At 38.4% G+C, this 12,141-nt stretch carries 10 protein-coding genes; 3 read left to right on the top strand and 7 right to left on the bottom strand.

Annotated elements, in window-relative coordinates; genetic code table 11:
• The 4 genes from NHB35_RS01670 to NHB35_RS01655 all read right to left on the bottom strand — a co-directional run bounded on the left by NHB35_RS01670 (position 1) and on the right by NHB35_RS01655 (position 5,611).
• On the bottom strand, positions 1 to 1,674 hold the full coding sequence (locus tag NHB35_RS01670; RefSeq protein WP_353432650.1) for an ABC transporter ATP-binding protein: 1,674 nt from the start codon (positions 1,672 to 1,674) through the stop codon (positions 1 to 3).
• Positions 1,675 to 2,184: 510 nt separating this feature from the next.
• Positions 2,185 to 3,033 carry a hypothetical protein gene (locus tag NHB35_RS01665; RefSeq protein ID WP_353432649.1) on the bottom strand — a complete coding sequence of 283 codons (849 nt, stop codon included), beginning with the start codon at positions 3,031 to 3,033 and terminating at the stop codon, positions 2,185 to 2,187.
• Between the two features lie 224 nt (positions 3,034 to 3,257).
• Positions 3,258 to 4,628, bottom strand: a complete 1,371-nt coding sequence (locus NHB35_RS01660; protein WP_353432648.1) for a hypothetical protein — start codon at positions 4,626 to 4,628, stop codon at positions 3,258 to 3,260.
• On the bottom strand, positions 4,625 to 5,611 hold the full coding sequence (locus tag NHB35_RS01655) for a putative nucleotide-diphospho-sugar transferase (RefSeq protein WP_353432647.1): 987 nt from the start codon (positions 5,609 to 5,611) through the stop codon (positions 4,625 to 4,627). The genes NHB35_RS01660 and NHB35_RS01655 overlap by 4 nt, the downstream gene beginning before the upstream one ends.
• Positions 5,612 to 5,743: 132 nt before the next feature.
• Between NHB35_RS01655 and NHB35_RS01650 the strand changes: the two genes are divergently transcribed.
• A complete protein-coding gene (locus tag NHB35_RS01650; protein ID WP_353432646.1) occupies positions 5,744 to 6,646 on the top strand; it encodes an exostosin family protein in 903 nt (300 codons plus the stop codon).
• Between the two features lie 18 nt (positions 6,647 to 6,664).
• Here the strand turns inward: NHB35_RS01650 and NHB35_RS01645 are convergent, their stop codons facing one another.
• A complete protein-coding gene (locus tag NHB35_RS01645; protein WP_353432645.1) occupies positions 6,665 to 7,573 on the bottom strand; it encodes a methyltransferase domain-containing protein in 909 nt (302 codons plus the stop codon).
• Positions 7,574 to 7,636: 63 nt separating this feature from the next.
• On the opposite strand from NHB35_RS01645, the gene NHB35_RS01640 reads away from it, so the two are divergent.
• The gene (locus NHB35_RS01640; RefSeq protein ID WP_353432644.1) at positions 7,637 to 8,887 is read left to right on the top strand and encodes a glycosyltransferase; all 1,251 of its coding nucleotides are present in this window, start codon (positions 7,637 to 7,639) and stop codon (positions 8,885 to 8,887) included.
• Here NHB35_RS01640 and NHB35_RS01635 read toward each other — a convergent pair.
• Complete coding sequence (locus tag NHB35_RS01635; protein WP_353432643.1) at positions 8,884 to 10,386, bottom strand: hypothetical protein; 1,503 nt, start codon at positions 10,384 to 10,386, stop codon at positions 8,884 to 8,886. The two genes, NHB35_RS01640 and NHB35_RS01635, sit on opposite strands and share 4 nt — an antisense overlap.
• Before the next feature lie 84 nt (positions 10,387 to 10,470).
• Here NHB35_RS01635 and NHB35_RS01630 point away from each other — a divergent pair, with 84 nt between their 5' ends.
• Positions 10,471 to 11,166: a glycosyltransferase family 2 protein gene (locus NHB35_RS01630; RefSeq protein WP_353432642.1), complete on the top strand. Its 696-nt coding sequence runs from the start codon at positions 10,471 to 10,473 to the stop codon at positions 11,164 to 11,166.
• Here the strand turns inward: NHB35_RS01630 and NHB35_RS01625 are convergent.
• A complete protein-coding gene (locus tag NHB35_RS01625) occupies positions 11,155 to 12,138 on the bottom strand; it encodes a GDP-L-fucose synthase (RefSeq protein ID WP_353432640.1) in 984 nt (327 codons plus the stop codon). The genes NHB35_RS01630 and NHB35_RS01625 overlap by 12 nt on opposite strands.
• Positions 12,139 to 12,141 lie beyond the last annotated feature (3 nt).

Below are 12,141 nucleotides of genomic sequence, written 5' to 3'. Positions count from 1 at the left end.
TTAAGGCTGCAAAATGTCCTGATAAGACATGATGCGGTAGCCGCATTGACCAAGCTCAACAATTCTCGAACAACTTCTCAAGGTGCTAACGCGATGAGCAATAATCATGATGGTCAGATCATCACTTAAGGTTTCTATCGCCTCCATCACAGCCAATTCAGTTTCACCATCTAAAGCGCTGGTAGCCTCATCAAAAATAATGATATCGGCGTTTTTGTATAGAGCCCTTGCAATTCCAATTCGCTGTCTCTGGCCACCCGAAAGGCGTATACCCCTCTCACCCACACGAGTATTATATCCACTAACCCACCCCTCAATAATTTGATCAATTTGGGCTCGTTTTGCAGCATTTTTGACGCGATCTAAATCAATTTGATCCACGGGAACGCCAAAAGCAATATTCTCTGCTACAGAGGAATCGGCCAAAAATATTGCTTGCGGGACATGCGCAATGTGAGCCTGCCAAGATCTATTGTTTTCTAGGGAAACTATGACTTCATCAATTTTAATCAAGCCAGTAGTAGCCTGAATTAACCCCATCACTAAGTCCATTAAGGTACTTTTTCCTGAACCCGTTGCACCTATAAAGCCAATTCTCTCCCCTTTTTTTACAATCATATTGAGATCTTTTATTACCCAAGGAGAATCGGGGCCATATCGAAAAGATAGGTTTACCAGTTCAATTTTATCTTTGAATACAAGCGGCTTAAAGTCAGCCCTCAATAAATAATCCGGTAGCGGCTGATCTAAAAAATCCAAAGCATCTCTAAGCGAAATCTGCTCACCACGAATACCAGCCCAGGAACCATATGCCTGCTGTAACAACGGCAACATTCGTTGAGCGCCAAGGGCCAGAACACCAAGAACAGGAACGGCACCACCCAACCCACCAGTCCTTAAAGCCAAAAAGTAGGCCATACCCGCCAATAAAATTACCCCAAAGGCCTCCACAAGATATCTTGGACTAGCACTAATAAAGCTATTACTGCCTTGAGCATGTCGCAAACGTAAATCAGACTGACTATAAATTTGTGTATAAGCAGCTTGAGACCCATCGATTAAAACATCTCGAATACCGCCCAAACCCTCTTGCAAAGTTTTAATAACAGCTGTTGATTCATGTGCAATTTGTTGACTATATAGCAACTGCTTACTTCTTGTGAAAAATATAACGCCCAAATAAATTAATCCAAAGCCTAAAAATATTGATATTGCAGCAATAGGATTAAAAAACATTAATGCCAATGCAATGCTAGAAAGGATGATGATTGCACTAAATAAATTTAGGGTATTCGTCAATACACCAATCGCACTATTGGCTTTAACAGAAATCCCCGTGATAACCTCGCTTGTATTGCGTGAGCAATGTATAGAATATGGTTGATAGAGTGTCTTTCTGTATATGTCGATGCTCAAATCAGCACCAACGGCATGTGATAAACGCGTGGTTGACCATAGAAGTGATAAACGCATAGCACAGGCGATGAGGGTTGCAATACCAAAACTCAATGTTAAAGGCAATAAAAGCTGGTCCGAACGAGTAATGCCGAGCATTTCAAATAATTGATGTAAGTATGGGTTGCGAAGTATTGAGTCAGGGTTCGTAATAGCCCCCAGAAAAGGGATCGCAGATCCAATGCTCAAAACTTCTGAAAATGAAGTAAATATGGCCAATATTAAGAGAAAAGAAAATTGCTTTTGGCGTCTAGCTGACAGGTGTGTCCAAAGGCGAAATAGCAGCTCTGTAATAGAAATATTATTTTTCAAAATAACAAAATGTAGTCTGTGTAATTTAATTGCTTAAAAGTTTTTTGGGGAAATTGTAATTACTCTTAGCTTACATTTTCACTCTGAATCTGAGCATAATTGAAATCGCTTACAACCCTTATTATCTATAGTATAAATCGCAAAAATACTTTTTTCTAAATTCTTGCAATAAATTTATTTATAGATTTTATGGGACAAAACTCAGAATCATCTTGAGCACTGCATCCTTGTTTTAGAGCAATTAATCAGCCGATTAATTGAATGATCTTTACAACTATTTATGGTTTAAGGTAATTCAACAATATAACTTAGATTAATTGTGATTTTTTAACGCCTTAATAAATCGAAATAAATTTATCGTCAAAGTCAAAATATATGTACACATTTGTTATTTCAAAAATTAATAATTTACTTGATCTATTTTGGATCAAAACGAAGCCAAACCATAAGCTGTCCACGACCTTCAGAGCAAATTAGCCATCTATCATCGTCGTTTAATTTTTTTAACTCAGGGAAAATGGAAAGGTCTCGAGAGCGCATTGTCAATTCTGTTACGTTATGGGTTTCGGCTGAATCATTTTTAAGCTTCTTAAGCTTATCACTGCCATCTTCAAAAAACCAATCATGCAATTCAACGAATATTATTGCTTTGCTAAATACCTTAAAAGTTTCCTTACCCATCAAGTCAAACTCTGCCCCTTCAACATCAATGAATAAGACAGAATTTAAAAGAGTGTTGGGACAAAGCTCCTGATAAAAATCATACTTTGCAATGCCCCTGATTTCAACTTTTTCTAGAACGTTATTAAGCCGAGCATTTTCTTTTATCGTAGCTCTACCTTTTTCACTCATTTCAAAGCATATCGATTTTTCAAATTGCTTGTTTACCAGTACGCCAATTCCGTAATAACCATCAGCCGCACCTAAATCAATAAAGGTATTAAAGTTTTTCGGAATATTTTGTAATGAATCAAGCACCTCCTTTTCATAGAGTCCTAACAACATCGATCCCCTATCTGCTGAGCCCCACCAAGTTTTTGGTGATAATTTCAACCCCTTAAATGGGCCGTATTTAACAGTCGACTCTAAAAGCTCATCTAAAGTTTTTGAAATTTGAATTCTACGTTTTTGGATTGCATCAAGCTGCCTTATTCCAAGCTTACTGATAACCCAAAAAATAACTTTTTTTGTAGCCGCTATGTATCCATTTTTTTTTGCCAAACTAAAGTATTTGGCATATATGCTTTTGTCTCTCTTAGCGCTCATTGTTTTCAAAATTGAATCAGTTAATTTGGGACTCGATTACAACTCTAGTTAATAATTTTTTTGTTTCCGCAATACAGCACAGTTCATTTACTAGCACAGTTTAGCCGATAAATTTCAGACTAGAAATACAAATTACCCAACTTATTTAATCAGGGTATGTCACCTAAAGTGAAAATAAAAGTCACACAAAGAATTTACAGATAATAAGCCGCGCTCCAATCCGCTCACTCAGAAGGTTGTTTACTAGCATAATGATTGGGTAAGCATAATGAACTAGTTAAGAATGAAATCATAAAAAATAAATGCTCAATAAACTCTCGCTCACTCAACTCTGACACCCACCATAAACACCAAATCCCAAATAATCCCCATACTGCTACATAATCAAGAGCGGCAGGTGAATACTTTAGATTTTGAATGCTAAAAACAATCACTGTGAATATTGCTATCCATGTAAAAAAAAGACCCGGCAAACCAACCCCCAGAGCATAGTCAAGCCAACCACTGTGGGTCTTATGAGCTCTTGAACCAGGAAACCTTTGTTGCATGTAGTGATCAAATGCAGCGTGCGTATAACCTACGCCCAAAGGATTTTGTATTAATAATTTGAGGCCGTATCGAAACCAGGATATACGCATATAGGTACTCTCATTCACAATGCGGCCACTGGCATCCGCGATTAGATCTAGTTTATTTGGATCTTTCGTAAGTTGCCAGGCATCACTTCTATCAATATCCCAAGAAATAGTGGCATCTTTAACTAAATTTTTCAGCTTACCGTCAGCACCAGCATCGTATTGCCCATAAAAGAAGATTGAGGCAATCAGAGCAATCACAAAGCTTAAAAGGGTGGCAATAATCCAGCCGCTACGCAACATTTTTAGGTTAACTACCAGTATTTTTAAAATCAAAAGAAAGCCGAAAGATGCAGCCAGCATGATGCCATTTAGTGTGCGAAATGCTATAAAGTCAACAAAACAAATACCGGCTAGTAGTACCGCCAAAACAGATGTGGCTATATTTTTTAATTTTCGACCCGATCGTGTCTTCTGAAAATCTAAGATGGCATATGCAATCAAGCAAGACCAGCCTAAAAAATAAGCTGCAGCTGATTTGTACTTAAAAAATTGAGAGGGGTATTCTTGGTACTGCTGTAGCAAGCCTATGCCTTTAGACAGCAAAAAGGGATATTCAATAAAGACTGCTAGCGGATAAAGTGCTGTAATACCCACAAGTAAAGTGGGCCATTTCGGCTGATACTTATACATTAAACCAAGACCAAACCCCATCGTGACTGAAAGAGTTACCCTTAACCAAGTACCAGATAAGTCATACCAAGCAAGGTCTTTATTGACAGAAAAAGAAAGGTAGTGCAAAAGCAACCAGAGGGGAACAGCCAACATAATTAGCAAAGAAAAAATATTTCCCTTGCTTCTCTCAGTCCAAAAACTAAACATCCAAATTAAAGCTGAAAGTGCACCAAATCCTAGGACAATATTTCTAAGGGCGATTGTATGGGGTAATGGCCAAACTATAAGAGCACATGCGGCGCATATAAAGCATGACCATTCGAGCAGATTCTTAAAACGAATCATGAGGAAATAAATGATTTTATTCTTCGAATCATTTTTCGCTTAATCTGTTTAAAGCGATTTTTTAGAGCTACTATAGGCTGTAAAAATGGGTAAGTATAAATAAAAGGTGTGATGTAAATTCCATAACTCATGAGTAACAATGAGATGATGTTGGCTTTTACTAAATAATCCTTTGTATCAGAGACAAAATGTACCAACGGATCTCTCGGTTGATATCGCGCCTCCCCACAAATAGATTTAGGGTAGGCATTCAAGCGCCGCTGATTCACAACCAGCACATTGGCATGCAGATCTGGGCGAATTAAGTCTCGCAAAATCTGATCGCAATAATTTGGAGTTTTTGGACTATATAACTTTTGCCAATCGCGATGCTTTCTCAAAGGATTCTCAGGATAGCCATTAATCGCATTAAATCCTTCGAGTAAATCTAAACTAGTTTCTATATTTTTACTAAGCAATGCGTTCAAATTTGCTTGATCGCTAATACCGTATCCATCTGCAGTAATCCAAAATCCATCTGCGGCAGATCCACTATCTCGATAATTAAAGAACCGTGTCTCATCCCATTTTTCTAAGAAAGCTTTAGAAAAATCAGAATTTCTGAATAAGAGATGTCCAGCATTGCAGACATCGTACGCATCTCCAGAAAAAATCAAATCCTTCTGAGTGCGAATTAAATCGTCAAATCCAATTTTAAAGTTGGTAAATATCGAATCAGAATCAATCCAAAAAACATACTCATATCCTTGATTTAATAAATCTAATATAAATGTTGGTTTTGACCAAGTTCCAACATAAAAAGGTTCATGTGCAGATGTATTTGAGGCAGAGCAAGCAAAATCTTCACGAAATATATATGCATATCCATGTTTTGACGCATAGTTCTGATGATTCTTTTTGACCGACTTAAGCCATCTTGGCTTGCGTCCAGACCCCGGCTTAGAAACATATCCCGATACAATCGCCAAACTTGCAGTTGTCATAAATTGAGTTTAAAAAGATGGCAGTCAATTAACTAAGGCTAAAGATATTACAGCGTATAGTGAAGCTTAATTATATTGCAATAATCATTTACTCAGCTCTTAAAAATAGAATTCTTTTATTCACATTATCAAATGAATACCCCTATCCTCGTTAGCCCCAATACCATCAATGCTGCTTTAGAAACATGGTTTATACAAAATATAGTATTCGAGGGAGCCCCCTATTTTCCTGGGGGCTATCCTAATTTGCTAATTGATGAGTTAGCAATTTATGTAGAACTTTATGAGATTGACACAAGCATCATCAGGCGCCTCAAATCCCTGGGGAAAAAAGTGGTGCTTTATCACATGGGTGATGAGCTAGCAGATAAGAATATTTTTGCTTACTCGCAATGCGATTTAGTGATTCGAAATTACTACTTCACACAAATCATCAAACCCCTAAGTAACCCTAAAATTCTCTGGGCCCCCAATGGCTTCAGAACAGGCGTTGGCCCCAGACCTGCACAAACTACCAAATTAGGTTCCCACCGAAGGCATCTTGCCTCTTTTTTGGGGTGGTTGAGTAATTCGAATTCTTACAATAACGAACGAAAAAAATTTTCAGATTCAGCCGCAAGTTGTCAGCCACTACTTAACCTCTTGGGATCAACAGGGTTTTCAAATGGTTACAACGTCGGGCTGTACTCGGCTACGATGGAAGACAGTATTTTTACGCCTTGTCCCGCAGGTAACTCACCAGAAACCATTCGACTTTATGACGCACTGGAATGCGGATGTATTCCTATTTCGCTCAATCATGATTTTCTTCGCTCTCCACAAGCATTGGCCGCCATTGGAGCCCCGCCATTTCCGATTCTAGAAAACTGGAGTGATCTTCCAGATTTTTTAAAGCTGCAAAAAGACCTCCTTGCTTGTGATCCCGAAAAAATTAACGTTCTACAAAAGAACTGCGTCAACTGGTGGACAGATTATAAAAAATATATAAATAGCACCATTGCAAATGAGCTCAAAAACCTGCGCAATAAAAATTAGTTTGTCATTTCACCGTATTTAGAGATATGGATTACTCGCCAAGCGCTTGACGCGCCAACCCAACTTTTCCATGTTATCAATCATGTGTTGCGTGGGCGGCTCCTTAAATAAGGCAGCTGTCAACACTCCAGTTTTTTGGGTGCCAATTTTGCAATAAAAATTCATCTTGCGAATTTTTTTTAATACCCTCGACTTTATTTTTACTCCTGCCACATCAACCGGGTTTTCAGCCACATATTCAACCCCATCAATATATTCATCGTTGCATCCCGTAAATGCAATATAGGTATAGTGCATACCTAATAAAAACTTCTCTAGCTCTTTTTCCGAAATTGCATATACAAAATTACCAACAGCCTCAAATGCCGGAGCAGGATCTTTTTTTCTCAAGAAAATTTTTTTAAAACCATAAATTATTGCACCAAGCGGGGTTTGATCTATAAAGGTATCGCGCGGCTCAATCAAAAAAACAGCTTTTTTTGCAACTCGAAACATCTCATAAAGAGCAATATAAGGTCTTGGAAAATGATGAAAGGCCTCCTTGCAATAAACGTAATCAAATGTATTGTCAGGAAAAGTAAGGTCCTCTGCATTTTGCGCAGAAAACTCTTTAATAAAACCTTTTTCATGTCCAATTTTGAGTAATGCATCAGAAACATCGGAGCAATGAACCTCTTTGACGCCTGAAGCAAGTAAATAGTGCGCGTCAGTACCAAACCTTCCATCCCCTATGGTTAACCAATTAGCCTGGGGATCATTTTGAATAATTGCGCGTAAAGGTTCTCGCATCCGCGCATGGCGCCATGCATCTAAGGTATCGGTCCTAAGCCATGTTTGGCCCATTTTTTGATAATCGGGGTCATGCAATACGCGCTCCCATTCTGCAGAGTGATTATCGTATTGGAAATAAGAATGATTATTTGACATGAGCAAAATCAATTTCAAAAAGTTATCTGCGAGCTTTACATGATAATCTGTTGCAATATAACCATGAAAATACTGCATATTTCCCCAGACGAGTATGGTGGCGGGGCAGCTAAGGCGGCCTACCGGATTCATCAAGCACTTAAGGCATCCCATCTAGATAGCCATATGCTAGTACTCAAAACTGCTTCGGCAGACAAAAGCATACATATTGTTCCACGCTCATTTGCTAGAAAGATACGGCAAAAAGCTTATAAATTGTTCAATAAAGTCCAAAAGAAAATTCGCCCGGTATTTCACTCTGATAATCCAAGCCTTCATTCAGAAGGCGTAGAGAACTGTGGACTTGTTAACCTAATAAATAATCATGACGCTGATGTTGTTAATCTTCATTGGATCAATGGCATGCTTTCGATCAAAGATATAGGCAATATCAAAAAACCAATTTTCTGGACATTGCATGACATGTGGCCTTTTTGCGGAGCCGAACACTATACGCCAGACTCTCATGATGCGCGTTTTAAAGTAGGGTATCTTGCCTCCAACCGACCAATTCATGAGAGTGGTCCTGATATTAATAGGATTGCTTGGGAGCAAAAATTCAAGACATGGAAAATCCCCATGAATATTATTTCCCCAAGTAACTGGATGAAAAATTGCGTGCAGGAAAGTGCGCTCATGCGACAGTGGCCAGCCACCCAAATCCTCAATCCAATAGATACCGATTACTGGAAACCCTTGGGGAAAACTATATGTCGCGCCTCATTAAACCTTCCGCAAAATAAAAAATTAATTGCTTTTGGCGCAATGGGTGGAGGACAAAATTATTACAAAGGCTTTGAACTCCTAGTAACGGCACTCCAACTGCTTGCCAACAAAATTGATGATTTAGAGTTACTGGTTTTTGGGGAAAATCGCCCTAACCCCCCTCCACTACTAGGTTTTCCAATTCACTATATGGGGCACTTAAGCGATGACCAATTAAGATTAGTCTACAACGCTGCGGATGCATTACTAATACCCTCTCGCATGGATAACTTACCCAACACAGGTGTTGAGGCCATGGCTTGTGGGGTGCCCATAGTGGCGTTTAATACTGGCGGCCTATCAGACATCGTATCCCATAATGAAACTGGCTGGCTAGCTGAAGCTTTTAGTCCAAATGATCTGGCAAGCGGTATTGCCTGGGTATTAAATCCAGCACAACATCAAATGCTTAGCAAAAATGCTCGGGAAAGAGCACTGCATTATTTTTCCTATGCAAAAATTGCCAAGCAATATTTAGATGTATACAAAAAAGTCTTGGGTAAGCATTAACTTTTTTGATGGCCCTTCAGTTTGTAAATTACAAACTGTTCATTTTTAAAAACCATAAACTCATTTAATTTTGAAAGCACTGCCGAGTTTAGGGAAATTTGTGATTGATCATGTTTTTTTTCCAAGTCCAGAACTAAGTAGTCCCCCATTTCGAGACCAGCCTCATTGTCAATCAACACGGATTTTCGAGAAGATAGCAAATACATCACTCGAGGCTTTCTAAAAATGATGACATCATCAATGCGAGTATTTTTTTCTAAAAAATTGACTACTTGGGCAGTGGATTGCGAATATGGCCCATCAACTTGATTCACATTTCTCGGTAGATCCGCATACCCATAAGCAATAGAGCTCACCATAAAAAGTCCGCTCAGAGCATAAGCAATAACCTTGCTATGAGACCCCAATAGAGGACCGCGTAGATTCATCATTCTTTTAGAGAGCTCTAGAACACCAACAACCAAATAAAAGAAATATAAAGGCAAAATAGGAAAAATAAAGCGAGGGCCTCCGTGAGCAGGCCATAGTGAATATAAAGCTAAGGTTAAACTCATATAAATTAGATAGCAATAGCTTTGCCGCCATGTCTTGCGCACACCTAGTATTACGGGGAATATCGTTGCAATGTACAACCATGGACTCCCAAAAAAAAATCTGGGTAGGCGAATCGTATAAATGAAATTCTTAAACACCGTTACATGATTAGCTTGCATTAAAAAGTGGATGTGAGTGGAGTCTCCGTTAGGTAAAAAACTATGCTCGGCGATTAGCAAAAAGATAAATACCCCAAAAGGAATGCTTGTTATAAGCACCTCTTGCCTGATTTGAGATTTATTAAACCATTTCCGATGTTGCCAAAAACCAATCAGCTGAATAAAAAACAGATTTACCAACAATAAAACACCATTATTACGTACTAAAAAGGCTGTAAAAATCAAAATCCCCAGCAAAAACTGATCGATCACTTTTGTAAAAATGACTTGTTTTGAAACGACAATCGCGTTCATTAAAAATATGCAAACGGTCGATAAGAACAAAAATGGGATATCCGAAACAATGGTGTTCACGCCATCAACCCAAAATGGATTGATAGCAAAGTAAGCAACCACAATCAAGCAAATTTTTTTGGGGAAATATTTTAAAAATCCAATATATATTGTCAGCAGGAATAAAAGGTATGAAAAAAAACCTAAATATTTAAATGCGATTAAATCCATTCCATTCACCCTATAAATGAGCGATAGTACTAATGGAACACCCCATGGATAAGTAATCGAGCCAATTACAAATGAAGAATTATTGATAATAAAAGTATTGGTCTGCATAAATTCCGCATACCCTCCATAAACTATCGTAAGCGCCTGCCAAATATATTGCGCAAAATCATCCCCCCAATCATGATCATTGGTAATGAAATGCTTCATCAGTAAAGCGCTAAAAATTAGAATTGGAAGCAGCAGTAAATGTCTGTGCAATAGATTTATATAATTTTTTAACATTTTCTTTCACACTCTTATCTATTGTAAAATTCGAGACAAATAGAAACTAATATTGCCATCAGTATTAATCCACTCAAATCATATATGAAACTATCCGTCATTATTCCCTGTTTTAATGAGGTTAATACTATTAATGCGATCATCAACGCTGTTTACGATGCTCCTTATACAAACAAAGAGATTATCGTAGTAGATGATTTTTCATCTGATGGCACTAGAAATAAATTAATTCAAGAGAAGAATCTGGTTGATAGAATTGATCGTATTATTTTTCACGATAAAAATTGTGGCAAAGGAGCCGCCATTAGATCCGGAATAAACTCTGCAACCGGAGACGTAATTATCATTCAAGACGCAGATCTTGAATATGATCCTAGCGAATATGATCGCCTTGTTGATCCAATTAAAAACAATCATGCGGATGTCGTTTTTGGGTCGCGCTTTTTAGGTGGAAATGCGCATCGCGTTCTGTATTTTTGGCACAGAGTTGGCAATGGCGTACTAACACTTTTTTCCAACATGATGACAAACCTCAACCTTACCGATATGGAAACCTGCTATAAGGTATTTCGTCGGGAAATTATCCAATCAATCACTATTGAAGAAAATCGTTTTGGTTTTGAACCCGAAATAACCGCTAAAATTTCGAAGCTCAATTGCCGTATATATGAAGTCGGAATCTCTTACTACGGACGAACATACCAAGAAGGTAAAAAAATTGGCTGGAAAGACGGATTTCGAGCAATCTACTGCATTATCAAATACAACCTATTTCGATAAAAGAGTATTTTTTAAAAAATCTTCATAGGCATTTTGTAAACCCTGAGCCAATGTGATTGCTGGTCTGTAACCTAAGTTATGAAGTCGCGATGAATCAATCCACTTTCTTGGCGCCCCATCTGGCTTACTAGAATCAAATCTAATGTGACCTTGAAATCCAGTTGCTTTTGCCACTGCGTCAGCCAACTCTGCAATAGTAATATCAGATCCAAATCCAACATTAATATGGCTTTGCATTGGCTGGGTATGTTGATCATACGTATTTTTATCTAAGGCCATCACATATACCGATGCAGCGGCCATGTCATCTACATACAAGAATTCTCGTCTTGGAGTTCCAGTCCCCCAAATTATTACTTCGGATGCATTGCTCACCTTTGCCTCATGAAAGCGACGAATTAGCGCTGGGATCACATGGCTATTTTCAGGATGATAGTTATCGCCCGGCCCATAAAGATTCGTAGGCATGACTGAGCGGTAATCAATACCATGAGATTGGCCATATTGGCGGTTATAACTCTCACATAATTTAATACCTGCAATCTTGGCGATTGCATAAGGCTCATTGGTTGGCTCTAAAGTGCCTGTTAATAATGCAGCCTCACTCATGGGTTGAGGCGCCAATCTGGGGTAGATACAGCTTGAACCTAGAAATAAGAGTTTTTGAACGCCACTGACAAATGCCTGATGGATGACATTGGCTTCCATCATGAGGTTTTGATAGATAAACTCTGCTGGGTAAGTGTTATTAGCATGAATACCGCCAACTTTTGCAGCCGCTAAATACACTTGATCGGGCTTTTCTATTTCAAAGAAATTTTTGACTGCCTGCTGATTAGTTAAATCTAACTGTGCATGCGTACGAGTGATGATATTTGCAAATCCTTTGGCCTGTAAATCACGAACAATCGCCGAGCCCACCATGCCACGATGTCCGGCAACATAAATCTTTTGGCCTAGATCTTGACTCATACT

The sequence above is a fragment of the Polynucleobacter sp. MWH-UH23A genome (genome assembly GCF_040409805.1).
In the GTDB taxonomy this organism is placed as follows: domain Bacteria; phylum Pseudomonadota; class Gammaproteobacteria; order Burkholderiales; family Burkholderiaceae; genus Polynucleobacter.
This window is presented reverse-complemented; position numbering and strand designations above follow the sequence as displayed.